The following is a 26,930-nucleotide window of genomic DNA, read 5'->3' as shown; positions in this document are numbered from 1 at the left end:
ACCCTCAGTCTCGCGGCAATCCGAGCATGCGCTCACCGATCACGTTGAGCTGCACCTCGGTTGTGCCGCCGTAAATGGTGGTGGCGCGGCCCGAAATGAGTTGCTCCATCGCCTTGTCGCTTGGCTGCCCTGGGATGCTGACCGCTCCGGCAGCACCCAGTTCGGCGACGACGAACTCGGCAATCGACTGGCTGATCTTCATCGCCAACAGCTTGCCGACGCTCGACGTCGTACTCACGTCGATTCCCGAAAGTTGCTTGAGCACAACGCGGGAACCGATGAGATCGATCGCCTGACTCTCCGCAACCAGCTCGCCGACACGGTAGCGTCCGATCGGGCTCAGGTCTGCCGACTTCGCGAACTTCAGCAGATCGGAGTCCGAGGCGTACGCCTCCATCTTCTGGCTGAGCGCGACGCGCTCGCCGGCCAGCGTCGTCCGGGCGACGTTCCACCCGTCGTTGACCTCACCGACCACGTTCTCGTCGGGGATGAACACGTCGTCGAGGAACACCTCGTTGAACAACGCCGAGCCCGTCATCTCACGCAGCGGGCGGACGGTGATGCCCGGTGTCGACATATCGAGCACGAAGTAGGTGATGCCCTGATGCTTCGGCTTGGTGGCGTCCGTGCGGGCGATCAGCATTGCCCAGTCGGAGAACTGCGCAACCGTGGTCCAGATCTTCTGACCGGTGATCTTCCAACCGCCGTCGACCTTTTCGGCCTTCGTGGACAATGACGCAAGGTCGGAACCAGCACCGGGCTCGCTGAAGAGCTGGCACCACACCAGCTCACCCTGCAGGGTAGGCACGGCCAGCTCTTGCTTCTGCTTGTCCGAACCATGTGCCACGACGGCCTGCACTGCCCACGTTCCCATCAGAAGCTGCGGCATCGAGATACCGGCAGCCTTGATTTCCTGGGAGATGACGATCTGCTCGAGCGGAGCGGCGCCGCGCCCGTACGGCTTCGGCAGGTGAGGCTGAACCCAGCCGCCGTCGCCGAGCGCGATCAGCTGGTCGTCCTCGTCGAACTCGACCAACTTGGCAAGCTCGGCCGCGATGCCGCCGCGGATCTCCTCTGCCTCCGGCGGCAGTTCGAGAACCGAAGCCCGGCTGACACCGTCAAGTGCCTGCTGCGCAACACGGTTGGCACGATCCTCGCGGGTACCGAGAATGCCGCGGATCGAGAGCGCGCGCCGGTAGTACAGGTGGGCGTCGTGCTCCCACGTGAAGCCGATGCCGCCGTGGACCTGCACACAATCCTGCGCTACCTGCACTGCGGCGTCCGGCACGATGACTGCTGCGATATCGGCGGCAAAATCTGCCGTGTCGTCGCCCTTGTCCAATGCGCTTGCCGCATCCCACACAACGGCGCGTGCCTGCTCGAGCGCAATGCCCATCTGCGCACACTTGTGCTTGACGCCCTGGAACTGGCCGATGGGTCGCCCGAACTGCACGCGTGTCTTGGCGTACTCCGACGCAGTGGAAACGCACCAGGACATGACGCCGACGTCTTCGGCGCCGAGAACGACTGCGGCAATGGACCGTACCCGCGCCTCGGTGAGACCGTCGAGTATCCGTTCGGCGCTGATCTGAGCATTGTCAGCTTCGATCCGCGCACTACCGCGCAGCACGTCGATGCTGTCCTGAACGGTGATCGCGACTGCGCTGCTCTCGAGCACCGCGTAGCGAACGCCCTCGGGCAACTGGATCGGAACCAGCAGTACGTCGGCGTGCTCACCACCGAGCACACCGTCGAGTGCGCCCGTGATCTTGTACCCACCGTCCGACGACTCGGCCGCAAACGGTGCACCCAAGGCGACTGCTGCCGTACGACTTCCGTCGATCAGACCGGGCAGGAACTCGGGTCCCGCCTTGGAATCGGCGACACCGAGAACGGCACTTGCCAATACCGTCGGAACGAACGGGCCGGGAGAGACTGTGCGGCCCAATGCTTCCAGTGCCACCGCCAAGGTCAGCAGGCCGGCGCCGTGACCACCTTGCTCTTCCGGAACCGCGAGCCCGAGAAGGTCCTGCCCGACGAGTGCCGTCCAGAACTGGGGGAACTTGTCCTCGGTCCGCGACTCCACGGCCGCGCGTACCTGCTCGGTGGTGATGGTGCGCTCGGCGAAGGAGCGCACCGAATCTGCAAGCGCGGTGTGCTCCTCACTCAGCCCGAGGCCGAGTTCGTATGCGTTGCGTGCCATGCGCTTACAGTCGTTCTGCGAGGTCAGCGGTGGTCCAGGGACCCTCGCTCTCGATGGTGTTCACACCGTGCCAGCCGGCGAGTTCCGTGATGGCCCCACCCTGAACGGCATACACCTTGCCGGTGAGCTTGCAGTCCGCCGCCGCGAGATAGGCCACGAGCGGCGAGATGTTGGACGGCGCAAACGCGTCGAACTCACCCTCGGGGACCTCGGCCGCGAAGAGCGCACCCATACCGGGTGTCGCCAGCGTCAGTCGAGTACGCGCGATCGGCGCAATTGCGTTGACGCGCACGCCGTATCGATCGAGCTCGTCAGCGGCCACCAACGTCAGGGCTGCGATGCCCGCCTTGGCTGCACCGTAGTTGCCCTGGCCCGCATTGGGCATGAAGGTACCCGAAGCCGAAGCAGTGTTGATGACCGAAGCGTTGACGGTCTCGCCTGCCTTGCTCTGGTCCTTCCAGTATGCGGCAGCGTGGTGCAGTGTCGCTGCGTGCCCTTTGAGGTGCACGGCAATGACTGCGTCCCACTGGCTCTCGTCCATACCCGCGATGAAGGCGTCACGAAGAATGCCAGCGTTGTTGACCAGGACGTCGAGTCGGCCGAACTCACTGACGGCCTGCTTGACGAGGCCCTCGGCACCGTCCCAGGTGGCGATGTTGTCGGTGTTGGCAACGGCCTTGCCGCCTGCGGCAACGATCTCGTCGACTACCTGCTGCGCGGGGCCGGCATCTGCACCGGAACCGTCGTTTGCGCCGCCGAGGTCGTTGACCACGACGCTCGCACCCTCACGAGCGAAGAGCAGCGCATGCTCACGGCCGATGCCGCGTCCTGCTCCGGTGATGATCGCTACGCGACCGTCGAGACTTCCCATCAGTTCAAATTCCCATCAGTTCAGTTGTCGGACATGAAGACTCATTTGTCGGCGATGACCGCGAGGCCGTCCTTGATCACGAGGTCGCCGACCGCACTGGTTTCGTACGAGTACGACGTGGCTCCGTCTGCCGAACTCGACTTGTAGAACACCGTCTCGATGTCCTGTGTCGGGAGTACGGGTTTCGCGAATCGCACTGCGAGACGGCGCAACCGCTCGGTCTCGCCGCCTGCCAGTTCGGTCAGGGCTCCCCACGACGTGAACGCCATCGTGCACAGTCCGTGGTTGATGATTCCGGGGAGCCCGGACATCCGAGCGATCTCCTCGTCAAGGTGGATCGGCATCGGATCGCCGGAAGCCGGTGAGTACCGGAACGTCTGGTCCTCGTCGATATGCTGGTTCACCACCGCTGCGGGTCTACCAGCGCGAAGAGCGTCGTCGAATCGGTGTTCGGGAGCCTTCTCGCCCAGTCCGGGGCCCGCGTCGACCTTGCGGAAGAACGCTGTCATCCATTGCTCGTTGACCAATTCACCCTTGTCGGTTTTGGTTTCGACGTAGATGACGACGGTGGACCCGTTGTCCCGGCCCTCGAATCCGATGGGCTTGGCGCGAGCGACCAGATGGTCGCCAGGGTAGATCGGACGGTGGAACAGGAAGTCCTGCTCACCGTGAACGAGCTTCATCAGCAGTTCGACCGGCGCCACCGACAGCGCAGCGGGTGCCATCGACATGAAGACGGGTACCACCGCGAAGACCGGCGGAGCGATCTCGCCTTTCAGGTGTCGCTCGATGGGGTCGTTGGTGGCAGCGGCATATTCGGCGATGCGCTCGGCTGTCACCTCGAAGTGCTCCGGATCGGTCCATACGTCCAGCCCGGACGTATCGAATTCGACCGCGTTGGTCTTCGGTGTCGTCATCGAGCCGTTACCCGACCAGCTCGGCGAACTTGGCCAGCGAGGCCTCGAGATCAGCCTTGGCGTTCTTGGCAACTGCCTTGCCGATCGGCCCGACGATCATGGTGCCCTTGAAGCTGGCGTCGACGGTTGCCTTCGAACCCGCACCGTCGGCCTCGACCGAGAGAACGAATTCGACGGTGACGCCGGCCATTCCGGTACCGGCAATCTTGACCATCTTCGGAACCTCGACCTCTTCGACGGTCCACTCGATCTTGTTGGCCATACCCATCACGGAGACGACCTCGGTGAACTTGGCGCCCAAAGCCACCTCGGTGGGGAGTTCACTCTTCCAGCCCTGGTGAATGGTGAGCCACTCCTCCCAGCGCGACAGGTCGGAGAGCGCATCCCAGGTCTTCTCGGGGGATGCGGGCAGTACAGCGGAGACGGAAACGGAAGCCATGATGAAACTCCTAGTGGGTAGCTAGCGGGTTGAGGGTGTGATTCAGCGTGCGTAGGGCTTGTATGCGGTCACGACAACTGCACCGCCGAGTCCGATGTTGTGCTGGAGGGCGACCTTCGCGCCGTCGACCTGACGCTTGTCCGCGGTTCCGCGGAGCTGCCAGGTGAGTTCGGCGCACTGCGCGAGGCCTGTTGCTCCGAGAGGGTGGCCCTTCGAGATAAGGCCGCCGGACGGGTTGACCACCCAGCGTCCGCCGTAGGTGGTGTCGTCGGCGTCGACGAGCTTGCCGCCGTCACCTTCGGCGCACAGTCCAAGTGCCTCGTAGGTCAGCAACTCGTTGGTGGAGAAGCAGTCGTGGAGTTCGATGACGTCGACGTCGTCGGCGGTGATCCCGGCCTGGGCGTATACCTTCTCGGCGGCCTTGCGGGTCATGTCCGCGCCGACGAGGCTGATGGCGCTCTTGTCCTCGAAAGTGCTGTTCATGTCGGTGACCATGGCCTGTCCGACGATCTCGATCGCCTGAGCAGCGAGCCCGTGCTTTTCGACGAATGCTTCGCTGGCGATGATCGCCGCGCCGGATCCGTCCGAGGTGGGCGAGCACTGGAGCTTGGTGAGCGGCCCGTGAATCTGGCGTGCTTCGAGGATCTGCTCGAGGGTGTACTCGTCCTGGAACTGCGCGTACGGGTTGTTCAGTGAGTGCTTGTGGTTCTTGACGGCGATCTTCGCGAACTGCTCGGCAGTGGTTCCGAAGCGTTCCATGTGCTCGACGCCCGCGGCGCCGAACATGTACGGAGCCGGCGGCATCGCGAACTCCTGCAGCTCGGCGAGAGCGAGGAGGTGCCGCATGAGGGGCTGTTCACGGTCGTCGTAGGTGGATCCGAGGGACCCGGACTGCATCTTCTCGAAGCCCAGCGCGAGTGCGCAGTCGGCCTGACCACTCTTGACCGCCTGCGTGGCGAGGTAGAGCGCGGTCGATCCCGTCGAACAGTTGTTGTTCACGTTGACGATGGGGATACCCGTCAGACCGAGCTCGTAGACAGCGCGCTGACCTGCGGTGGACTCGCCGTAGACGTAGCCGACGTATGCCTGCTCGACCTCGGTGTAGTCGATACCCGCGTCTTCGAGCGCCTTGGTACCCGACTCGCGTGCCATGTCGGGGTAGTCCCACTCGCGGGCTCCCGGCTTCTCGAACTTCGTCATGCCGACGCCGACGACAAAAACCCTGTTACTCATTGCCACTCCTGAAGAGAACGGTATCTGTGTGTGACACGCTGTCCCACCAAAGTATGTGAGACATCTTGTCCAGTCAATGGCGGGGTGAGTATCGTTCGATTTATGACAAAAACAGCCGAGTCGGCGCAGCCCGACGGGCGCAGCACTCGCTGGAACGATCACAAGGAGCAGCGCAAAGCGCGGATCCTCGACGCAGCACTCGATGCAGTCAACGAAGGTGGCGCCGACGTCGGCGTCCAGCAGATCGCCGAGCGCGCCGACGTCCCCCGCTCCGTTGTCTACCGGATCTTCAAGGATCGAGCCGACCTCGACGAGCAGCTGCGAGTCCGCATCCTCGAGATGATGATGACCGACCTGACCCCCACCCTCACGCCACAAGGCACCGTCGGCGAGGCCATCTCACGGGCCGTCGAGACCTACCTCCAGTGGATTGTGAAATATCCACGACTGCACCACTTTTTAGGCAAGGGTTCGCCGAGTACGCGGGCCACCGGTTCGAAAGTGGTGACCGGAACCAAGACGGCCATCGCCGTCCAATTGGGAAATTTGTTGGGCACGATCCTCACCAGCCGTGGCAAACCGTCGAAGATGGCGGAGCCCTTGGCTTTCGGCGTCATCGGATTGGTCGACGTCAGCGTCAACCGTTGGCTCAGCCAGCCGGGTTCCGATGTGACCAGTGCGGAATTGGCCGAATTCCTCGAACGCTCCATCTGGCAAGTCCTCGACGGCAATCTCCGGAGCATCGGTGTCGACATAACGCTGTCGACCCCCATCGCCGACCTGTGACAGTCACCGAACTACCCTGGACACTCGGCGGACGTGGACTTCAACTGGTCCAGGTTCCATCACTCGCCCTGCACGCACTGGGTGAAGACAACGCCACTCTTGCAATGGAACTCGCACCCGACCTCCTGACCCCGTATCTCCTCGGCGAAGAATGCCAGGGCTTGTGGCGCTACCGTAGCAAGCAGATAGCAGAGAATCCCCTCGACAGCTCGTGGATCACCCGCATCGCAGTCGATGCCCGCACCTCGACGCCGGTGGGGTTGGCCGGATTCCACGGTCGCCCCGATGCGCGCGGGATGGTGGAGGTCGGATATCGCATCGACCCGGCGTTCCGGCGCCAGGGCTACGCACGGGCCGCCCTCGAGATACTTCTCGACGTCGCGAGTCGCGAATCCGAAGTACACACCGTTCGAGCGACCATCAGTCCGGACAACATCGCATCACGAAATCTGATCAGCCAGTACAATTTTTGCGAAGTCGGTGAGCAGTGGGACGAAGAAGACGGTCTGGAAACCATCTTCGAAGTCAGTGCCTCTCGATCGGCTTCGGCCGCCAACGGTTGATCACACCGAATACCGACAAGGCAAGGATGTCGGGAGTCAACCGCACAACGACGTCACGCACCGCCGCTAACGATCGATTGTCCGGCATCACGACGGTCGACATCTGTCGCGAAATCCATTGAACAGTTCGAACTCTATGACGTCGAGCCTTTGTGTAGCCGGCGAGATCGTCCGCATAGGCAGCAAGAGTAACGGCGTCCTCGATCGCCAAAGCCGCACCTAGCCCGAGGTGAGGGCGCATGGCATGAGCGGCGTCGCCAATCAACGCAACTTTGCCGCGTGTCAACAACTTCGGGGTCCGAATCTCGAGCAGTTCGTTCTCGATGATGCGGGCCGGGTCAGCGTTCGCGACGAGCTGCGACACAGGTTCGGGCCAGTCCGCAAAATGCGCAAGACTCTCGCCGCGTTGCGCACCCGCGAAAGCGTAGGTGCGGTTGCCCGCCAACGGGAGAATCCCGAACTCCCCTCGAATCCCCCATACCTGTCCGACAAAATCCGGCGGTGGACCATCGACGATCCAGCGCCAAGCGGACACGCCAGTCCGTTCCACGGTTCCCTCGCCGGCCCAGATCTGCTGTCGCACAGCACTGTGCACACCGTCCGCGGCAACGACAAGGTCGTATCGAGCGGTATCACCATCGGTGACGATCTCGCCGCGGCCATGATCTCCGCAGCCCACACCGGTCACCCTGGTTCCGGTGCGTAGGCACTCGGCGGGGATTGCGCGAACCAACACGTCGATCAGATCGGCGCGGTGGATTGTCACCAGATCGCGACCGCCGGCGAGGTCACCAATTTTGCGCGTCACCAGATTTTGCCCGCGCAGATTCCTGATCGCGCCGGAGCTGTACGGAAAGGAATTCGCCCTGACCTGTTCGCCTACACCGATTTCGTCCAACGCTGCCAGAGCGTTGGGAAACAACACGACGGCGGCGCCTACCTCCGTGAACTCGGACGCACGCTCGTACACGGTGACATCCCAGCCTGCTTTGCGGAGCGCGATGGCAGCCGTCAGCCCGCCAATTCCCCCGCCGACGATTCCCGCGCACTGTCCTTCCGGCACAGGTCAGATCCTCTCCGGAACCGTGACAGCCGTCAACCCGCTGGTTTTATCGGTCCAGTGAATGGCACGGTCCTCCAGCATCACCGGCGTCCACAACCTGTATGTCTTCACCTGATGGTGATGACGACACAGGCATTGGAGGTTGCTCGCAATGGTCCACCCACCACGTCTCGGATCGGAAGGATCGAACTCGGTGATGTGGTCGAGTTGGCACCTGTTCGCGGGCACCGAACAACCAGGGAACCGGCAGTGACCGTCGACGGCCCGCACCAATGCGGCCAGAGCCGCTCCCGGAGCATAGGTCAGCGCGCCGGGAGGTGGATCGTGCTGGGCGCCGTGCCCATCCGATCTTCGAACGATGTCCGGGGATCGCGCGACCAACCGTTGCATTGCCCGAATCCGATCCCCGCAGCCGTTCGGTTCGCGACTTGGGCGATCACGTCGGGTGACAAGCGGCAGGACAGTGGGAGCATGCTGCCGACGCGGTCGATTCCCCGCGACCTGGGCGCGGAAATCGACGAACAAGGCCTGCCAGGTGGAATCAGCGGAGAGCTCGCGAGCAAAATCAGGATCGATCGGCCCGTATCCGTCGATGCTCGCGGGATCTGACGTCAATCCGAGGAGCGTCGCCAGATCACACACGATGTGCAACAACGGCTTCCGACGTGAGGATGCAGTCGATCGAGCTGCTGGGGATACTGCCTCGCACGTTTCGCTGCCACACTGGCAAGTCAGCCCCTGTTCGCCGTGCAGGAGAGCTACCAGTGCGTCGGCCCTACGGGTCGAGACATTTCGTGGATCGTGGTTGCAGACGCTTCCGGCGGCCTCGTTGATCAGGCCAAGCGCTTCGACGGCCTCGGTCGCACTGAGTGTTGCCTGCAACTGGGCGAGTCCGTGACGGTCTGCACGCGTGCGAACATCGCGGTGTTCCAGCATCTTCCGGCGACGTTCGGCGGCAGCGTCCGGATCGTAGGCAAAGAGCTGGCGCTCGATGTCGCGCTCCAGTTGCCCGGGCGGAAGACGGTGCGCCGAGGCAAGTACCCGGCGCTCGAGTGCTGCGATCGCCTCCGGATCGGCCCCGGTGAGTCCGTCGACAATCTTGCGCACACGCGCATAGTCCAACTCGCCGGCAGCGAAGGCGGCCTTGGTGAGCGGAAGGAACTCCCGTAGGGCATCACCGATCTCGATGTGGACTTCGGCAGTACGACGCGAGCACGTGAGCATGACCGCGATCTCGTTGCATGCGATCCGCCACGCCTTGTCGACATCACCGGACACGTCGAGTTCGGCGTTGAATCGCGACTCCGACAACATGGATGCACCGAGCACCTTTTGCGCGGCTAGCATGTTCTCGCTCTGCGCCGTCGCAAAGAGCATGTCCGGCAACACGAGTGGGTCGACGACAGGACGGCCGTCATCGACGGATGTCCCCACACCGCTCGTCAATCCCTTATCGAACATACATTCGACAATAAACCCACCCACCGACAAGAAAGCTAGAGTGCCGGTTTGTATCCCTTACCCTGCATCCACGCCAGCACGTCCAACACCCTGATGACCGGAACGGATTCGTCGAGACCTGCTCGTGCACGTAGATCGAGGAGTCGACTCTGCAACTCGTCTTCCCGCATGGCTACGCGAACAGGTTCCAGGTGGGCCGACTTCGTTCCCAACTCCCGCCCGATGACGTCGTCGTAGATCGGGAAGAGTCGCGGACGCTTGCGCGCGATCAGTTTGGACGCCATGGTTCGCCCGACGCCGTGAATCTCTCGAAGCGCCGTCTCCAACCGCCACACCGGAGATTCCGGAGTGAAGGGATCGGGTTCGTTCGATAGATCGCGATCCGGGCCCACGTCCGCCAGGAGTCGGTTCAGTTCGGCATTGTTCTCCCCGAGCAGGAAGAAGGCTCCTTGCGCCGGAACCTGAACCGACAGAAGCGTCACCGCAACAAGATCTTCCGCGGTGAAGATGTTCGCATCACGATCGCGATTGCCACTGGGATCCCAGGAATCCCACAACGCACCGGTTCGGAGATAACCGGTCTTTCGGAGCGGCCTCGTGAAATATTCCTGCAGCACGTCGACCGCGCCGTCATCGTCCCCGTCTCGCAGCACACGCGGGAGTCGGATGGGCAACTGATCAAGCATGGTCGAGCGACCTTTCCAGTACATATTTGGCGAACCCGGCGTTGTGATACTGCCGAAATGGGCCCTTGCCCTTGGCAACAAGATGCTCCGCGAGCGGACGAACCGTCGTCATGTCGACGGGCAGTTGAGCAAACTGTTCCAACGCATCCGAGTCCTCGAGACTGCAGTCGATCACGGTCCCGTCGCCGTCGGCGGACGCCAACTCGGTGCGTCTGATGGCGACCAGATCGTGCTTGGCGTCGAGTTCTTCGATGCTGCATCCGGTTCGCGATTCCAGTGCCGAACTGGATACGTACACGGACATGACGTGCTCGATCGCCTTACCGCCGACCAGATGGCACTCGACGCTCAGAATCTCCATCGGACCGATATTGAGCGTGAACAAGCGATGGCGCTCCGCCGATCGGTTGGTCGACGGCAGGCAACTGATCGTCCACTGTTCGATCTCGACGGCGGCCGGAGCGTCGAACGCGTAGGAGAGAACCTCGGCAATCAGCTCGGCAAGATCTTCGAAGAGCGGGTCGCGCTGCAACCGCTCGAAATTCTCGACAGAAGCGGCGGGACGCACAGGCGCCTTGCTCACGCAGGTCCCCTCTCGTCCGGTGCTTTGCTCTCAGACCTCGCGTCCAAGGTACCCAGCCCTACGCGGGTCTCGCGCGTTCGCCCTCACATACACCCTCGCGTTATGGTTCTCGACACGTACCACCGCCTTACCGATCGCTAACTCGAGGAGCACACGAAGTGGAAATCAAGGGAACCGCAGCACTGGTCACCGGAGCGGCATCAGGCCTCGGCGCCGCAACAGCCAAGCGCCTCGCCGACGCCGGCGCTACCGTCTTCGGCCTGGATCTGCCCGCGTCGATCGAGCGCGCAGGCGACAACGTCCCCGCCGGCGTCACCCTCATCCCCACCGACGTGACCAGCGGCGAAGAGGTCGAAGCAGCGATCAACCAGATCGTCGAGTCGGGCTCCCCGCTGCGCATCGTCGTCAACTGTGCCGGTGTCGGCTGGGCCGGACGCATCCTGTCCAAGAAGGGTCCGCACGACCTCGAGCTGTTCCGCACGGTCATCACCGTCAACCTGCTCGGCACCTTCAACGTCATGCGCCTGGCCGCCGACGCCATCGCCAAGACCGAGGCCGTCGACGAGTCGGGCCAGCGCGGCGTCGTCATCAACACCGCTTCCGTTGCTGCCTTCGAAGGCCAGATCGGCCAGATCGCGTACTCCGCCTCCAAGGGCGGCGTGCACGGCATGACGGTTCCGGCTGCCCGTGACCTTGCGCAGTTCGGCATCCGCGTCAACACGATCGCTCCCGGCATCATCGACACCCCGATGCTCGCAGGCGTCACCGACGAGTACCGCAAGGGCCTCGAGGCCGGCGTTCCGTTCCCGTCGCGCCTGGGCCAGCCGTCCGAGTACGCGCAGCTCGCGCAGATGATCGTCGAGCACGACTACCTCAACGGCGAGACCATCCGCATGGACGGCGCACTGCGCATGGCGCCGCGCTAACCTCCCTGCTGTGCGCCTTTATTAACCGCCCGCGGTTAATAAAGGCGCACAGTTGTCAGAACGAATGAAAATACCCACCGTTGGAGTGGGCAGTTGCGCTGAGGTACTCGGCTACTTCCTTCGCCGGCATCGGTCGGCTGATGTAGTAACCCTGAACCAATTCGCAACCGGCGGTAAGCAAGAGCCTCAGCTGGTCGGCCGTCTCCACGCCTTCCGCCAATGACTGCATACCGAGCGCCTTCGCCACCTCGACCACCGAAGTGACAACTGCCGAATCACCCTCGCTCAGTTCGGTGATGAACGACCGGTCGATCTTGAGGATGTCCAACGGCAGTTTCTTCAAACTCTCGAAAGACGAATAGCCGGTTCCGAAGTCGTCCAGGGCAATCGCAATTCCGGTGGCACGCAGGCGATCCAACTCGGCGACGGCAAGCTCCTCCACTGCTCCCGTCTCTGTGATTTCCAGCTGAAGCCGTTTGCCGGACAGACCGCTTGCCTCCAGCGCATCGTTCACGGCCGATCCGAACCCGGACGACATCAGTTGCACCGGAGAGACGTTCACCGTCACGTAAGTGTCGTCGGGCCACGTCGCGGCTTCGGCGCACGCCATGTTCAGTACCTGAAGCCCCAGAGGGACTATCAAGCCGGTCTCCTCCGCGACATCGATGAAAATGTGCGGTGCAAGCACGCCCCGTACCGGGTGATTCCAGCGAAGCAGTGCCTCGAAACCCTCGACGCGGCCGGTGTCCGCACGAACCTGCGGTTGGTAGTACAGCTCGAACTGCCGAGACTCGATCGCAAGCCCAAGTTCTTGCAGGGCCGATGCTCGCTCCCTGGCCCGCGCCCGCAGCACCGGTGAGTATCTTCCTACCCGGTTCTTGCCGGCGGATTTTGCCGCATACAGCGCCAGGTCGGCGGACATGACAAGCGTGTCCGCGTCTTCGGAATCTGCGGGTGCTCCGGCATAGCCGATCGATGCACGAACCTCGATGCGATTCCCCCGCACGTAAAACGGCTCACGCAATGCATCCAGATAGCGAGCGAACACCTCTCCGCCGTCCCCTGTTCCCCGCAAGACGACGCCGAATTCGTCACCACCGATTCGCGCACACATGGCGCCGTCGACCACCCGATTGAGCCGTGCAGCAACGGAAATCAACAATTTGTCACCGACAGGGTGCCCTAACGTGTCGTTCACCGACTTGAAATTGTCCAGGTCGAGGATTCCGACAAGAACTTCCTCGCCGGTTCGGACGGTGCCGAGCGCGTCGGACAGCTCCGAGCCGAACGTCCGGCGATTCGGGAGCCCGGTCAGTCCGTCGGTTGCAGCAAGCCACAGAATTCGCCGCTCGTAGTTGTACTTCTCGGTGATGTCCGAGCCCACGCCTCGCCAACCCACGAACTCCGTGGCCTCGGATAGCCTGGGATGACCCGACAGAGACCACCATCGGTCGACGCCGTCGACACGAACGGGAATGACGACCTCTCGAAACGGCATGAGGCGGTCGAGGTGATCTCCGATGACCTGGACCGCGGCTCGGCCACTCTTCGTCGAACCCACGTCGAGCCGATCCAACAATCCGCGCAGCGACAGGGTTCGCAAGTCGGAGACGGGAACTCCCGAGATCTGCGACAGCCGAGCGGAGGTGTGCGACAACGTCCCGGTGGTGTCGACTTCCCACAGCCAGTCGCGTGACCCACCCTCGAAATCGTCGAGAAGCAAACTGACCGTCTGGCGCTCGGCAGCAGCCTCGAACTCGGCAAGACAACGACTTCGGAACGACGCCCAGAGGTACACGACGCCGATAATCAGTGTCACCGAGTACACGACCAACTGGAACGAGAGGACAGCGTATTCCGTGGTTCTCTTGGGCAGGATAACGACGAGCAATCCGATGCTGTGCACCAGAATCCACGCTACCGCTATCGACCGAACCGTCGACAATGCTACGGCGCCGGCGCCCATGACTCCGGCGAATGTCGCTAGAAGCACAAGCTTTCGCGAGTTGTCCGTCACGGGAAGCATCGCGGCGGCGAGAACGACAAGCAGAAGCCCGAGCAGGATCACCTCGAGCATGAGCGCCCAGTAGTCGTACTTCGTCGTATGTTTGGGCGTGTACCGGCCCTTCAGGACGACTCGCGGTATCCAGACGCGCACCGAATTGAGGACGACCAAGAAGGCCGCAGAACCCCAGATCACCCGAAACTCGTTGTGACCGGGGGGTACGACATACACAAGCAAAGCGCACACGCTGAGTACATTGACCATGTTGGCCAGTGGCGCGACCGTCGTCACCTGCAGTATCTGGCGTGCGAAGAGGTCGCGCCGCTCGACGTCAGACAGTTCGGCGTCGCTCGCACTCGAAGTCAGCCTGCTCAGCATGCAACACCCTCCATCGTGGAGCCGACCAGATGAAGGTAGCGCGGATGCGGGTTCCGGACACACGATGACGAGAAACTACGAGTTGAAACATATTGTTAAATAGGATGTTTCAGACAATCGCGACAGAACGGATCAGCGCTACAACTCGGAAGCCAGCGGAATTTCCTTCTCCGCGCGGTCCGTCATCCACTCACGGAGGACCTTGGTGGCAATGACGTCGTCCTCGTTGTACTGCAGGATGCGTGTCCGCTGCGTCTCGTCCGGCTCACCGTCGTAGCCGACCGCCTCGCGGTACCACGCCATCGACGCTTCACCCCCGGCCTCGGCGTCACGCCAGTTGAAGCCGGCGACGGGCGCAATCTTCTTGAGCCCCTTTCCGTTCGGGCAGATGAACTGATCACTCACTGCTTGATAGATGTCGACCCACTGCGGACTGTCGATGAACTCGCGGATCTCGTCCTTACTCGGAATCCCGGGTTCACCGGCAAACCTGCGCGCCGAGTCCAACAACCACTTGTCCTCGGCCGAACGCGAATAGCAGTACGCGGCAAAGGTTTTACCCGAAGCGGCGGCCGCGTCACGTTCCGCCATCAGCCAGCCCCAGAACTCTGCGAACGACCGCGCCTCGTCACGTGTCGGCAACGGATCCCACGTCGCAAATCCTCGATACATCGAGAAGCCGCCGACATTGAGCAACGTCCCCCACAGGTAGGCGCCGTGCTCCTGATAGCTCTCCATGTCGACGTCGATCTCGATGTCCGCCCGAGTCACCGAGATCTTCTCGAACCGCCGCACCAACGGAGCATCTGCCAACCACGCCTTGGCGATCACGACTGCGTCGTCGAAATTTCCGTGCGGCCAATCCTCGAGCGGCTCACCGTCCCAGGCGGCCAGCTGATCGATCGTGTTGCAGCCCACGTCGCGCAGAAGCTCGGCCCGCGATCCGACAGCGACGAGGCTGACGTCGCGGTTGCGAACCAACTCCTGCTTGCATTCGGTCCACCACGGGCACGACTTGCACTCGCTCACCTGTGACGGAGACGTCAGCACCTCACCGCGGGCCACAGCGATACGGTCGGCGAAACGCTCGTCGTAATCGTCGAGAATCGCGCTGAGGTCGTGGACGAGGATGCAGTCTCCGTTGTATCCGATCGCGCCTGCCGTCAGCGACGGGCTCGCCAGCCCACGACGCTCGAGCATCCGATAGACCTGCGCGACGCGCATCTGATCGCGGACCTGACTGCGGACCTTGCGTTTGGGATCGGCCGCGGGCTCCCATTCGAAGAGCCCCGAGGTGATCGCGCCCTGGCCGGGATCGGTCACCTTGTGATTGACGACAATGACGGGGATGTACCCGCCACCCTCGTCGTCACGGATGAGCATTTCGCAGCGACCCTTGCGTCCGGTGTCGCGCTCGACCGGCAAGACCGCGCCCCAGATCCGGTCCGCGCCGGCCTCACAGGCAGCCAAGGTGTCGCGAGCCTGAGCCGACGCCGATTGATCAGGGTTGATCTTCACCCAACGCTCGGGAGCAGCGCCGATCACGAGTTCGGCGATCTCCGCGCGCTTCGCGATCGCGGCGTCCTGGCGCTGCTTGACGCCGGTGTCGACGGGTTCCGAAGCCGATTTCCCGGGAAACAACCCGTCCAGACGCACCCGATGACGGCATCGGGTCAACGCCCCCGAATCGATGATCGGGAGCTGGGGCGCGGGGTTGTTAACGGAACACACGATGACGAAGATTATGTGCTCCCCTAGGCTGAAGCCGAAGCGCAGGTACCTGGCAACACACAAACACCTGGAAACGGGGTCCTTTTCGATGGGGTTGTTCAAGAAGCGAAAGTCTCGTGCCACCCGCAAGGCGGAGGCAAAGGCTCTCAAGCACAAGGCTGAGGTCGAGGCGAAGCTCAACGCCAAGAGCCAGCGTAAGCGCGACAAGGTCGAGACCAAGTCGCTCAAGAAGCTGGAGAAAGCCGAGATCGAGTCACAGCACAAGATCGAAAAGGCGCAGATCGCGACCCTGAAGGCGCAGGAGAAGGCCGCTGCGAATCAGGGCCTGACCGTCGCCAAGGTGCGTAAGTACCTGGGAGTGGCACGTCTGCTTGCCCCCGTTCTCCTGCCGATCGCCTACCGCGCAGCCACGGAGGTGCGCGCCCAGCTCGACACCACGCGTGCACAGAAGATGGGCATCGCCGTCGACCAGCTCGGTGACTACACCGGTCACGGCGCGAAGTTGAGCGCTCGTATCGCCGGCGCCGAGAGCTCGGTCACCGAGATCCTCAGCCGCAAGCCCGACGACGCGGAGACGCAGCGTTTCGCCGCCGCCATCCGTGAGTCGACGGCGTCGAAGCAGATCTGCTCGCACGTCTCGGCGTGCGCTAGACCTGAGAACGCCAGTGAGAGCAGCCGAGCAGACCTCGACCCTCCGGGGGACAGCTGTCGGTTCCGCTTCGGCTGCTCTCGCTGTCGCCGCGCACGGGATCGGCGGAGGCGAGCTGCCACAGTCGTCGTCGCTGACCCTGTTGCTCGCCGTCTGCGCAACCGTCGGCGCCGTGACGGCCACCCTTCCCGCCCTCTCACGGGGGCCCGCTGCCTTGATCGTTGCTCTGGGTCTGGGTCAGTTGGCCGCGCACACCACCATGACGCTCTCCGAGCACGCTCATTCGCCCGCTCCGGGATTGGTGATGCTCGGTGCTCACGCCAGTGCCACCGTCGCTTGTGCGGTGGCGGTCCTGGCCGCCGAGCGCCTCTACCGAGTTGTCACCCACGCTCTCCACATCGTCCTGGCGTCTCTGGCTCCCGCCGCTGTCACTTCCCGCGGCCACACCGTCTCGACCGGAATCCATCACGGACCTGTCGACGCTCTACTTCGCGCCAGCATCTCGCGGCGCGGTCCTCCTGCCCTGGTCTGAAGATTCGTAGAACGCCCCACCCCTTCACCAGACCAAGAGGACACTTCCCGACATGAAGAACACCCTGATTTCGCGCGCGGTTGTCACGACCGTCGCTACCGGCAGCGCCGTGCTGCTGGCCGCCGGAATTGCTTCAGCACACGTCAGCGTCGTCGCACCAGGAGCTGCGCAGGGCGGATACTCCGTTCTCACGTTCCGCGTGCCCACCGAATCCGACACCGCTTCGACCACCAAGCTGACGGTCGCACTCCCCGACCTCAAGTCGGCACGCACCGAACCGATGCCCGGCTGGACCGCAGTCGTGGAGAAGGACCCCACCTCGTTGGTCGCCAAGTCCGTGACGTGGACCGCCGACCCCGGCGTCGGAATCGCCCCCGGCCAGTTCCAGCAGTTCGTCCTTTCTGCCGGCCCGCTGCCGGAGCAGGACGAGGTCGAGTTCAAGGCCGTCCAGACGTACAGCGACGGCAACGTCGTCAACTGGGATCAGGAAGAGCTTGCCGACGGCAGCGAGCCGGACAAGCCCGCCCCGACGCTGACTCTCGCCGCGTCCACCGGCGATGCCCACGGAGCGCCTGCTGCCGAGACGTCCGCCGCATCCGAAGCCGCTGACTCTTCGTCGGACAACACCGCCCGCTGGCTCGGCGGCGTCGGCCTGGTGCTCGGCGCGTTGGGCGCTGCACTCGGCCTCGGCGCACTGGTCAGGAGCAAGCGCTGATGAGTACCCGGATCAAGGTCATCGCCGTCGGCATGCTCGCGATGCTGGCCACGATGCTCGGAATGGGCACGGCCAGTGCACACTCCGCGGTCGTCGGCTCCAACCCGGAAAACGGTGCGTCCATTCAGGTTGCGCCTGACACGGTTTCGGTCACGTTCAACGAGGCTCTGCAGGCACAGTTCGCGGCGCTGACGGTCACCGGCCCGGACGGCAACCTCTGGACCAAGAGCGATCCGTCCGTCGAAGGACCCACTGTCAGTGCAGACCTCGGCGATCTCGGGCCGACCGGCGTCTACACCATCGCGTACCGCGTCACCTCCGCTGACGGTCACCCCGTCAACGGAACCCTGACGTTCACCCTCACCGAGGCGGGGTCGGGCACTCCCGGCGCTGCCGCCGCGTCGAGTACGGGTGAGTCGGAGTCCGGCAGCATGCCGGTGTGGATCTTCATCGTCGCCGGCGTCGTCGTGTTCGGCGGTGCGCTGTTCTTCGTGCTCCGTAAGCCGAAGTCGAGCTGATCGCGTGACGGGTACGGCAAACAGGTGGTGGTTGCTGTTTGCCGTACCCACAGCTCTGCTGGGAGTCCTGATCGCCTGGGGCCTCGCCAGCCCGTCGGGACCCGAATCGTCGAGCACGGTCCGCGTTCTCGCGATCGGATGTGGTTCGTTGACCCTCGGCATCGCGACGCTCGCCTGGATGGGCCGCAGTGAACGCCGCCCGGCGACAACCCCCGCCGTCATGTGGACTCAGCTCACCGCGGTGGCAGCAGTGTGGCTCGTCGCCGAGATCACGCTCCTCGTGCTCAATGCCGCAGCGGCCGACGGCGCCCCGGTCACCTCGCTGACCATCGGGCACTTCGGCGCATTCGTCTCCGAGGTCAACGTCGGCCGCGTCGGCGTCGCGATCATCGCGTGCGCGCTTGCCGTCGTCTGTTACGGCATCTACGGATTCACCAATCCCGAGACGGTGCCCGTCGCACCGGCATTGGTCGTCTCCGCGTTGGCGCTCGCTGCCCGCCCGATCACCGGGCACATGGCGCAGCAGAGCTTCGGATCGATCCTCGACGCCGTTCACGTCCTCGCTGCGGCCTTGTGGTTCGGCGTGCTCGCCGCACTCGCGCTTGCCGTACCGTCGCGCGGTGCCTGGGCGATCTGGTTGCCCAAGTACTCCGCTCTCGCCTGGCGATGCGTCCTCGCGCTGGTCGTCACCGGTATCGTCAACGCCGTCGTGCGACTCGACTCACTCTCCGCCTTCTACGACACCGCATACGGTCGGGTGATCCTCGCCAAGATCGTGGCGATCGGACTGCTCGTCGCCCTGGGATGGTGGTGGCGCCGGACATGGGTGGTCGCGAGCGCTGCACACCGCATGAGTTCGGACGGATCTCTGCGTCGCGCCATCGGTGAAGTTGTCTTCATGGCCATCGCATTCGGGCTTGCCGCGGCCCTTGCGACAACTGCGTAAGACGTGCCTCAGCGCGACATTTCGTGACCCGCACATTTAACGTTTCACGTCGAGATTTAACCTCTACGTGAGTTTATTTTCCCAGCTTGCGGCGGTTTCCGGCCCCCCTTAGCGTTGCTCGCATGACGGAGGCCCAACGCTCGTTTCTCGTCTGCGCTTCGCAGCGCAGCGGCAGTACTTTGCTGGTCGAATCCCTGCGAGCAACCGGGGTCGCGGGTGAGCCGGAAGAGTTCTTCCAGTACCTCCCCGAGACCTCGCGATCGCCGCAACCGAGGCAGTGGTTCGAAGACGTCACGGACGAGTCCGTCCTGGGTCTGCTCGCCCCGTTCCACCCGGGCACGCCGGACACTCGCACCTCCGAACAGTGGCGCACACAACTTCTCGAACTCGGCCGAACCCCCAACGGAGTCTGGGGTGGCAAGCTGATGTGGAACCAGACGCCGCTCCTACTCGATCGCGCGGCCGGATTGCCCTGGCGCAGTGGGACGGACCTACGTTCCGCACTCCACGACACCCTCGATCACGACCTGCAGTTCATCCACGTCTATCGAGAAGATGTCGTCGCTCAAGCTGTGTCGATGTGGCGCGCCGTGCAGACACAGGTTTGGCGCGACGACGCGACTCCACCGAATCTCTCGGACGGTGCGCAGTACAACGCAGTCGGAATCGCGCACCTGGTGACGATTCTCGGTGAGCAGGAACGCCAATGGAAGCGCTGGTTCGAGGAAGAGGACATCTCTCCCATCGAAGTCGGGTTCCGCGATCTCACCGAAGACCCGCAGTCCGTGGTCGCAAAAACCCTCATCTCCCTCGGCCTCGACGGACAACTGGCCCCGCCACCGCCGCTGCGTCGTCAGAGCGACGGACGATCCCGCGAATGGGTGCAGCGTTATCGCATCGACGCCGAACAGAACGGATATCCCGTCACATGAGCACCGTCACCGATGTCGTCGACGAACTCCGAGTTCTCGAATCCGAAGCGGTTCACATCATTCGAGAGGTGGTGGCAGAACTCGAGAGACCGGTACTGCTCTTCTCGGCCGGCAAGGACTCGATAGTCCTGCTTCGTCTGGCCGAGAAGGCGTTCCGGCCCTCCCCACTCCCTTTCCCGGTCCTGCACGTCGACACCGGTCACAATTTCGAGGAGGTCATCGAATTTCGCGACCGTCGAATCAAGGAGGGCGGGCACACACTTCTGGTTGCTTCCGTTCAGGATTCGATCGACCAGGGCAGAGTGCAGGAGTCGACCGAGACCAGCGGATCGCGAAACCGCCTGCAGACCAGAACCCTGCTCGACGCTCTCGAAGCTGGAAGGTTCGACGCCGCGTTCGGCGGCGCCCGCCGGGACGAGGAACGTGCGCGCGCCAAGGAAAGAGTCCTCAGCTTCCGTGACGAGTTCGGCCAGTGGGACCCGCGAGCGCAACGGGCCGAACCGTGGTCGCTCTACAACGGTCGGATCAGACGCGGCGAGTCCGTTCGTGTCTTTCCGCTGAGCAACTGGACCGAGCTCGACATCTGGCGCTACATAGCCCAGGAGGAACTGGAACTGCCGTCCATCTATTTCGCGCACCAGCGGAGGGTATTCGAGCGCGACGGAATGCTCCTCGCTGCTTCCGAATTCAGCACCGACGCCGAGAACGCCGCGGCAACGACCGAGTGGGTGCGATATCGAACCGTCGGCGATCTGACCATCACCGGCGCCGTTCGATCGCACGCCACCACTATCGACGACGTCGTCACCGAAATCTCGGCCGCGACGGTTTCCGAACGAGGCGAGACTCGCGCAGACGACCGAACGTCGGTCGCCGCGATGGAAGACCGAAAGCGTGAGGGCTACTTCTGATGACGACCACCATCACTCGCCAACTCCTGCGACTGGCCACGGCGGGTAGCGTCGACGACGGCAAGAGCACGCTGATCGGCCGACTGTTGCATGACACCGACAGTCTGCCAACCGATCACCTCGATTCCGTGACCGACGAGCACGGTGTCGCCGACCTGGCTGCACTCTCCGACGGACTACGTGCCGAGCGTGAACAGGGCATCACGATCGACGTCGCGTACCGATTCTTCTCCACCCCGACAAGAAGTTACGTACTCGCCGACACCCCGGGGCACGAACGCTACACGCGCAACATGTTCACCGGAGCATCCAACGCTCACGTAGCGGTCCTGCTGGTCGACGCGAGGACCGGCGTGCTGCGTCAGACCCGTCGGCACGCCAGAATCGCCGCACTGCTCGGTGTTCCGAACCTTGTAGCCGTGGTGAACAAGATCGATCTGGTGGACTTCGACGAAGCGAGATTCGCTCAGGTGCAGGAAGAATTGCGGGCCTTGGCACGGCAAGTCGGACGCGAGGACGTACTCGCCATACCGGTCTCCGCGAAAGCCGGCGACAATGTCGTGACGCGGTCCGAGAACACCGCGTGGTACGAGGGGCCGACGCTCCTCGAGTACCTCGAAGGCGTCGAACTCCATGCGCCCGCGACGCACATCGAGGAGCTTCGGCTTCCCGTGCAATGGGTTTCGCGCCCCGATCCGCAGAATCGTCGCCGGTACACCGGCCGGATCTCGGCAGGCACACTGAGCGTCGGAGACGAGGTAGTGGTCCTGCCGTCCGGATCGAAGAGCACCGTGATCAGTCTGGACACTCTCGACGACAACCGCAGTACTGCCGTTGCACCACTGTCGGTTTCGGTGGAACTGGCCGACGACATCGACGTCGGACGTGGCGACGTTCTGGTCAGTGGCGGTGCGCAGGCTCATTTGCCGGTTCTGGCCCGAGAACTCGAAGCCACCATCTGCTGGTTGTCCAACACACCGTTGCGCGCGGGCGATCGGATAGCGCTCAAACACACGTCCCGGACCGTGCGAGCGACCGTCCAAGAACTGCACACCCGTCTCGATCCTGAAACGCTCGACGAGCAGGACAGCCCAGTCGAATTGGGACTCAACGACATCGGAACGGTCACGCTCCGAACCAGTTCCGTGGTGGTCGCCGACACCTACGACCACAATCGGGACTCTGGCGCCTTCATCCTGATCGACGAGCAGAGCAACGACACCGTCGGCGCCGGCACCATTCTCGAACCACGCGTCGTCGTTCCCGGCGAGCAGACCCGCAACGACATCAAGTGGCATCCGTCCTCACTCGAACGTCAACGGCGATGGGCGTCTACCACCCAGAGGGGCGCGACGATCTGGTTGACCGGCCTACCTGCATCCGGAAAATCTACCGTCGCAGTCGCTGTCGAACGTGCGCTCGTCGACGCGGGACGCACCGCGTATCTGCTGGACGGTGACAACGTCCGCCACGGTATCTCCGACGATCTCGGGTTCTCGCCGGGAGACCGAGCCGAGAACATCCGACGCGTCGGGCATCTCACTCGACTGTTCGCCGACGCCGGCGTGGTGGCGATCGCGTCGATGGTCTCGCCACTACGTTCGGATCGAGCAATTGCGCGCGCGCTCAACGAAGCTGCCGGGCTCACCTTCCTCGAAATTGCCGTCACCACCCCCGTCGAAGAATGCGAACGCCGTGATCCCAAGGGCCTGTACGCACGTGCGCGGGCGGGTGAACTGAAGGGGCTCACCGGAATCGACGCGCCTTACGAGACGCCGGAGGACCCGGACCTGGCATTCGACACAACCGGCGCTGACATCAACGAGCTGGTCGAGCGGGTCATCGCATTGTTGGAAGAGCGCGAAGCCGCAAGGCCCTAGGGATTTTCGGTGTCCGACTCGAGGTAACCGCGGTCCGCACTGTAGGCGGACCGCACGTTGGGTCGGACACCGATCTTCTCGAGGTACGCCGCCATGCGGTGCACCGCCATCGCGCTTCCCAATGCCTCGTCCGGGAGACGATCGTCGGTTTCGGCGCGCCACGTGTGAAGCTGCGAGGACAATTCCGCCTGTATTGCCGAGACTTCCGGTCGATCGATCAGATTGATCTTCTCGTCCGGGTCGGCACGGAGGTCGTACAGCTCCCGGGGTGCGCGTACCGCAAGATGCTCGGTGCCGAGCGCTTTTCCGGAAAGACTGTCCTCGATGTCGAGCGGTAGATCCAGAGCCGGGCGGACGGCGTAGTTCTCGATGTAGCTGTAGTCCTTGGTGCGCACCGCACGAATGGGATCGAAGCTGTCGTGAAAGGTCTTCTCCGTGAACAGGGAAGTACGAACGGGTTCGGACGGCTCGGTTCCGCGGTCGACGAGGGCATCGGCGTGCGAGCGCCCTTCCACCTCGGTGGGGACGTCGATTCCGAGCAGATCGAGAATGGTCGGAACAAGATCCACACCACTGAACAGTGTCTCGTATTCCTTTCCGCCACTGCGATACCGCGCGGGAGGCCGAGCGATCAAGGCAATACCGGTACCCGGGGCGTAGAGCGTCGACTTGGCACGCGGGAACGCCGCGCCGTGATCAGTGAGGAAGAAGACCCAGGTGTTCTCGTCGAGCCCCTCTTCCTCGAGGGTCGCGAGCAGTTCCCCCACCGCGGCGTCGGCCACCTCTACGCTGCCGTGGAATTCGGCCAGATCCTCGCGCACCTGTGGCACGTCCGGAAGGTATCCGGGGACCTCCAGGGCTGCGGTGTCCGCCGGGGTATAGCGATCGGCGGGGTACGGGCGATGCGTTTCGAAGAATCCCGTGGTGAGCAGGAACGGCTCGGGCGGGAAGCGTCGTAGCCAGTTCTGGGCACGCGGAACCACGTAGTCGCAGAACGAGTTGGTGACGTCGTACTCGTGGTAGCCCAGTCGCTTCGGATACGCAGTCTCGTGCTGCATGCCGAAGAGCGAGGTGTACCAACCGTTGTCGGAGAGGATCTGCGGGAGCGTCTGCACCTCAGCGTGGTACTCCCAGCCGTGGTGCGCCAACCCGATCAGACCGTTGTTGTGCGGATACCTGCCCGAGAAGAGCGATCCGCGCGAAGGCGAGCACAGCGGCGCCGTCGCGTGTGCGTCGGTGAACCGGATGCCTTCTGCCGCCAGCCGGTCGAGATGGGGGCTGTTGACCCCGGCGACACCGTAACTCGCGAGGTGCCGCCCCAGGTCGTGCCAATGAATGATCAGGACGTTATCTCGCGCAGCCGACACGTGGGCAAGGCTAGTTGCCCCGCCCACGTGCGGCAACAGCTCGAATCAGCAGGATCTCAACTGTTTCTGCAGAGTTGTCTGATCCATCCGCGGGTATCGGCCGGATCGATGACGTCGTCCAGTTCGAACGTGGTCGCCGCCATCAGCGCCTTGCCCTGTGCGTAGGCCAGTTCCACGAACTGACCGAACAGCGTTTCCCGAGCCACCGGATCTTCGACGGACTCGAGTTCCTTGCGGAAACCGAGACGCACAGCACCTTCCAGACCCATCGGCCCGATCTCGCCCGTCGGCCACGCGACCGTGAACTCGGGGGCGTGGAAGGAACCACCGGCCATTGCCATGGCGCCCAACCCGTAACCCTTGCGCAGGATGATCGTTCCGAACGGCACGGTGAGGCGAGCACCGGCAACGAAGAACCTGCCGAACCTTCGAACCGTCGCCTCCTCCTCCGAATCCGGGCCCACCATGAATCCCGGTGTGTCGCACAGCGTCACCAGAGGGATGCGGTGCGCTTCGAGCAGTTCCAGGAAATCCGAGGCCTTGTCCGAGGCTTCCGCGTCGATCGCGCCGCCGAGATGCTCGCTGCTGTTCGCCAGCACACCGTACGGAACTCCTTCGACACGAACGAGTGCGGTTACTACACCGCGTCCGTAGTCTCGACGCAGTTCCAGGACGCTGTCGACGTCCGCGATTGCGTCGATCGCTCCACGAACGTCGTACGAGCGCAGGCGATTCTCCGGCACCACATGCCGCGAGAGCCGCGGATCCGGAGCGGTCCACTCTCCGCTCGCACCCTGGAAGTAGCCGAGGTACTGCTTGGCCAGCGCCACCGCATGAGCGTCGTCGTCAGCGACCAGGTGTACGACGCCGTTGCGGCGCTGCACGTCGATGGGGCCGATGTCCTCGGGGCGAAAGTTTCCGAGCCCGCCGCCCTCGACCATGGCAGGACCACCCATCCCGATGTTGGCGTCCGGTGTCGCGATCAGGACGTCGCACGCGCCGGCCAGGGCCGCGTTGCCTGCGAAACAGCGCCCGGACACGACGGCGACCATGGGCACCCGCCCGCTCAGCGCCGCCATGGCGCGGAAGGTTCCCAGCTCGAGGCCCGCCCCGGCGCCGGCGTCGGTGTCACCGGGGCGACCGCCGCCACCTTCCGCGAACAGCACCACCGGAACTCGCTTGCGATCGGCGATCTCGAGCAGGCGGTCGGTCTTGGCGTGATTGCGCATGCCCTGGGTACCGGCGAGCACCGAGTAGTCGTACGAGATCACGACGCTCTCGCCGCCGCTGATGGTCGCCACTCCGCCGATCAACCCGTCGGCAGGAGTGTTGGCGATCAGGTCTTCCTCGCTTCGCCGACTCCGCTGCGCCGCCAGCGCGAGAGCGCCGTACTCGACCAGGCTGTCGTCGTCGACCAGGTCGTAGACGTTCTCGCGAGCAGTCCGGCGTCCCAGCTTGTGACGCTTCGCCACGGCTGCGGGCCGGGCCGGGTCCAGGGTCACCTCGTGGCGAGCGATGATCTCCGCGAGATCGGGACGCACGTCGTCGAGGTCCACCTCGTCGACCTCGGCGAGCTTCGATCCCGCGCTTGCACTACGGACGACGAGCAACGGTTCGCCCGCACCCACCGACCTCCCCGGTGACGACAGGACCCGGACCACTTCGAGATCACCGGGCGCCGAGAGAACATGCTGCATCTTCATCGCCTCGAGGACGGCAACCTGGCCACCCGCATGGACGCCGTCACCGACTGCCGCGAGTTCGACGACGATGCCCGCCATCTGTGCACGGACCACATCCTCGTCCGGTGCCACGTCCACAGACGAGGAGGGCGTTTGTGGGCCAACGTCGGGGACGAGGTCCGCCAATCGAGAACCCAACCAGTCGACGTCGACCAGGCCGTCGCGGAAGTCCTTGTCCGACAGTATTGCCTGCAGGAACTCGATGTTGGTCGCTACGCCGCCGATGGCGAACTCACTCAAAGCAGCAATCGACTTGCGCACCGCGGCAGGAAAATCCGATCGACGCGTGTGGGTGACGACCTTCGCCAGCAGCGAATCGTAACGCGCACTCGGCGAGAGTCCGACCGTACCGAAGGTGTCCACTCGCACGCCGGGTCCGCCCGGAGGAGTGAAGTTGTCGAGCGTGCCCGACGAGGGCAACGCATTGCCGTCCGGCGTCATGGTTTCCATGTTGACGCGGGTCTGGATCGCGATTCCCGAAGCGTTTGCCACGGATCCGACTGTCTCCGAGCCCTTCTCGACAGCGATGATCCCTGTTGGCAGGTCCAGGTTCTCGAACGGAACTCCGTCCGCGATCGCGAGCTGCACGGCGACGAGGTCGACTCCGGTGACCTCCTCGGTCACCGTGTGCTCCACCTGAATTCGGGGATTGACCTCGAGGAAGACGAAGCCGCGTTCCTCGACGAGGAACTCGACCGTCGCGATGCCGCGGTAGCCGACCTCGGCGCACAGCCTCGCCGCCGCAGCGTGAAGACGCTCGCGCAGGGCGCCCGACAGCCCCTGCGCGGGCGCAACCTCGATCAACTTCTGATGGCGACGTTGGACGCTGCAATCGCGGTCACCCAGAGCGAGCGCGTGGGTTCCACCTTGCCCCGGTGCCGCCACGATCTGCA

Annotated in this window: 23 protein-coding genes and 1 pseudogene; 11 read left to right on the top strand and 13 right to left on the bottom strand. The window is 63.7% G+C overall.

Annotation, left to right across the window (positions count from 1 at the left end; all coding sequences use genetic code 11):
* Positions 1–4: 4 nt before the first annotated feature.
* Genes YH3_RS02595 through YH3_RS02575 form a run of 5 tightly spaced genes read right to left on the bottom strand, consistent with a single transcriptional unit; the run spans position 5 to position 5,663 of the window.
* On the bottom strand, positions 5–2,203 hold the full coding sequence (locus YH3_RS02595) for an acyl-CoA dehydrogenase (RefSeq protein WP_064442945.1): 2,199 nt from the start codon (positions 2,201–2,203) through the stop codon (positions 5–7).
* 4 nt (positions 2,204–2,207) lie between these two features.
* Complete coding sequence (locus tag YH3_RS02590; RefSeq protein WP_007735961.1) at positions 2,208–3,074, bottom strand: SDR family oxidoreductase; 867 nt, start codon at positions 3,072–3,074, stop codon at positions 2,208–2,210.
* 41 nt (positions 3,075–3,115) lie between these two features.
* Complete coding sequence (locus tag YH3_RS02585; protein ID WP_058038075.1) at positions 3,116–3,991, bottom strand: MaoC/PaaZ C-terminal domain-containing protein; 876 nt, start codon at positions 3,989–3,991, stop codon at positions 3,116–3,118.
* A 7-nt stretch (positions 3,992–3,998) separates the two neighbouring features.
* Positions 3,999–4,430 (bottom strand): SRPBCC family protein, encoded by a 432-nt coding sequence (locus YH3_RS02580; RefSeq protein ID WP_003944139.1) that lies wholly within the window; start codon positions 4,428–4,430, stop codon positions 3,999–4,001.
* Positions 4,431–4,472: 42 nt separating this feature from the next.
* A complete protein-coding gene (locus tag YH3_RS02575) occupies positions 4,473–5,663 on the bottom strand; it encodes a lipid-transfer protein (RefSeq protein ID WP_007735955.1) in 1,191 nt (396 codons plus the stop codon).
* A gap of 102 nt (positions 5,664–5,765) precedes the next feature.
* Between YH3_RS02575 and YH3_RS02570 the strand changes: the two genes are divergently transcribed.
* Both YH3_RS02570 and YH3_RS02565 read left to right on the top strand, forming a co-directional pair.
* Positions 5,766–6,449, top strand: a complete 684-nt coding sequence (locus YH3_RS02570) for a TetR/AcrR family transcriptional regulator (RefSeq protein WP_007735953.1) — start codon at positions 5,766–5,768, stop codon at positions 6,447–6,449.
* On the top strand, positions 6,446–7,012 hold the full coding sequence (locus tag YH3_RS02565) for a GNAT family N-acetyltransferase (RefSeq protein WP_064442944.1): 567 nt from the start codon (positions 6,446–6,448) through the stop codon (positions 7,010–7,012). The genes YH3_RS02570 and YH3_RS02565 overlap by 4 nt, the downstream gene beginning before the upstream one ends.
* Here YH3_RS02565 and YH3_RS02560 read toward each other — a convergent pair.
* Genes YH3_RS02560 through YH3_RS02545 form a run of 4 tightly spaced genes read right to left on the bottom strand, consistent with a single transcriptional unit; the run spans position 6,975 to position 10,805 of the window.
* The gene (locus YH3_RS02560; protein WP_064442943.1) at positions 6,975–8,075 is read right to left on the bottom strand and encodes an FAD-dependent monooxygenase; all 1,101 of its coding nucleotides are present in this window, start codon (positions 8,073–8,075) and stop codon (positions 6,975–6,977) included. The genes YH3_RS02565 and YH3_RS02560 overlap by 38 nt on opposite strands.
* 3 nt (positions 8,076–8,078) lie before the next feature.
* Positions 8,079–9,536 (bottom strand): HNH endonuclease signature motif containing protein, encoded by a 1,458-nt coding sequence (locus YH3_RS02555; protein ID WP_064442942.1) that lies wholly within the window; start codon positions 9,534–9,536, stop codon positions 8,079–8,081.
* Positions 9,537–9,571: 35 nt separating this feature from the next.
* A complete protein-coding gene (locus YH3_RS02550) occupies positions 9,572–10,222 on the bottom strand; it encodes a DUF6308 family protein (protein ID WP_003944144.1) in 651 nt (216 codons plus the stop codon).
* Positions 10,215–10,805, bottom strand: a complete 591-nt coding sequence (locus YH3_RS02545; protein WP_050655957.1) for a hypothetical protein — start codon at positions 10,803–10,805, stop codon at positions 10,215–10,217. Before YH3_RS02545 ends, YH3_RS02550 begins: the two co-directional genes overlap by 8 nt.
* 158 nt (positions 10,806–10,963) lie before the next feature.
* Here YH3_RS02545 and YH3_RS02540 point away from each other — a divergent pair, with 158 nt between their 5' ends.
* Positions 10,964–11,731 carry an SDR family NAD(P)-dependent oxidoreductase gene (locus tag YH3_RS02540; protein WP_003944195.1) on the top strand — a complete coding sequence of 256 codons (768 nt, stop codon included), beginning with the start codon at positions 10,964–10,966 and terminating at the stop codon, positions 11,729–11,731.
* 55 nt (positions 11,732–11,786) lie between these two features.
* Here the strand turns inward: YH3_RS02540 and YH3_RS02535 are convergent, their stop codons facing one another.
* Positions 11,787–14,114 carry a bifunctional diguanylate cyclase/phosphodiesterase gene (locus YH3_RS02535; protein ID WP_064442941.1) on the bottom strand — a complete coding sequence of 776 codons (2,328 nt, stop codon included), beginning with the start codon at positions 14,112–14,114 and terminating at the stop codon, positions 11,787–11,789.
* A gap of 138 nt (positions 14,115–14,252) precedes the next feature.
* A complete protein-coding gene (locus tag YH3_RS02530) occupies positions 14,253–15,809 on the bottom strand; it encodes a TM0106 family RecB-like putative nuclease (protein ID WP_042453625.1) in 1,557 nt (518 codons plus the stop codon).
* A 124-nt stretch (positions 15,810–15,933) separates the two neighbouring features.
* On the opposite strand from YH3_RS02530, the pseudogene YH3_RS36530 reads away from it, so the two are divergent.
* The 8 genes and pseudogenes from YH3_RS36530 (at position 15,934) to cysC (ending at position 22,928) form a co-directional block, all read left to right on the top strand.
* Positions 15,934–16,496: pseudogene (locus YH3_RS36530) on the top strand (DUF6474 family protein).
* Positions 16,497–16,510: 14 nt separating this feature from the next.
* Positions 16,511–17,026: a hypothetical protein gene (locus tag YH3_RS02520; protein ID WP_064442939.1), complete on the top strand. Its 516-nt coding sequence runs from the start codon at positions 16,511–16,513 to the stop codon at positions 17,024–17,026.
* Positions 17,027–17,078: 52 nt separating this feature from the next.
* A complete protein-coding gene (locus tag YH3_RS02515) occupies positions 17,079–17,741 on the top strand; it encodes a YcnI family protein (protein ID WP_054188685.1) in 663 nt (220 codons plus the stop codon).
* Entirely contained in the window at positions 17,741–18,259 is a 519-nt protein-coding gene (locus YH3_RS02510; RefSeq protein ID WP_003944137.1) for a copper resistance CopC family protein, read from the top strand. Before YH3_RS02515 ends, YH3_RS02510 begins: the two co-directional genes overlap by 1 nt.
* 4 nt (positions 18,260–18,263) lie before the next feature.
* The gene (locus tag YH3_RS02505) at positions 18,264–19,205 is read left to right on the top strand and encodes a copper resistance D family protein (protein WP_064442938.1); all 942 of its coding nucleotides are present in this window, start codon (positions 18,264–18,266) and stop codon (positions 19,203–19,205) included.
* Positions 19,206–19,327: 122 nt separating this feature from the next.
* Entirely contained in the window at positions 19,328–20,137 is an 810-nt protein-coding gene (locus YH3_RS02500) for a Stf0 family sulfotransferase (RefSeq protein ID WP_007735934.1), read from the top strand.
* A complete protein-coding gene (gene cysD, locus YH3_RS02495) occupies positions 20,134–21,048 on the top strand; it encodes a sulfate adenylyltransferase subunit CysD (protein WP_047272728.1) in 915 nt (304 codons plus the stop codon). Before YH3_RS02500 ends, cysD begins: the two co-directional genes overlap by 4 nt.
* Entirely contained in the window at positions 21,048–22,928 is a 1,881-nt protein-coding gene (gene cysC, locus YH3_RS02490; RefSeq protein ID WP_058227363.1) for an adenylyl-sulfate kinase, read from the top strand. The genes cysD and cysC overlap by 1 nt, the downstream gene beginning before the upstream one ends.
* Here the strand turns inward: cysC and YH3_RS02485 are convergent.
* Entirely contained in the window at positions 22,925–24,295 is a 1,371-nt protein-coding gene (locus tag YH3_RS02485) for a sulfatase (RefSeq protein WP_003944134.1), read from the bottom strand. The genes cysC and YH3_RS02485 overlap by 4 nt on opposite strands.
* Positions 24,296–24,351: 56 nt before the next feature.
* Positions 24,352–26,930, bottom strand: a 2,579-nt coding sequence (locus YH3_RS02480) for a carboxyl transferase domain-containing protein (protein WP_238592510.1), incomplete at its 5' end; no start/stop codon positions are given.

The sequence above is a fragment of the Rhodococcus sp. YH3-3 genome (genome assembly GCF_001653035.1).
Classification (GTDB): Bacteria; Actinomycetota; Actinomycetes; order Mycobacteriales; family Mycobacteriaceae; genus Rhodococcus_F; species Rhodococcus_F qingshengii.
Note: the sequence above shows the minus strand (reverse complement) of the source record. Positions and strands in the feature narration are given on the sequence as shown.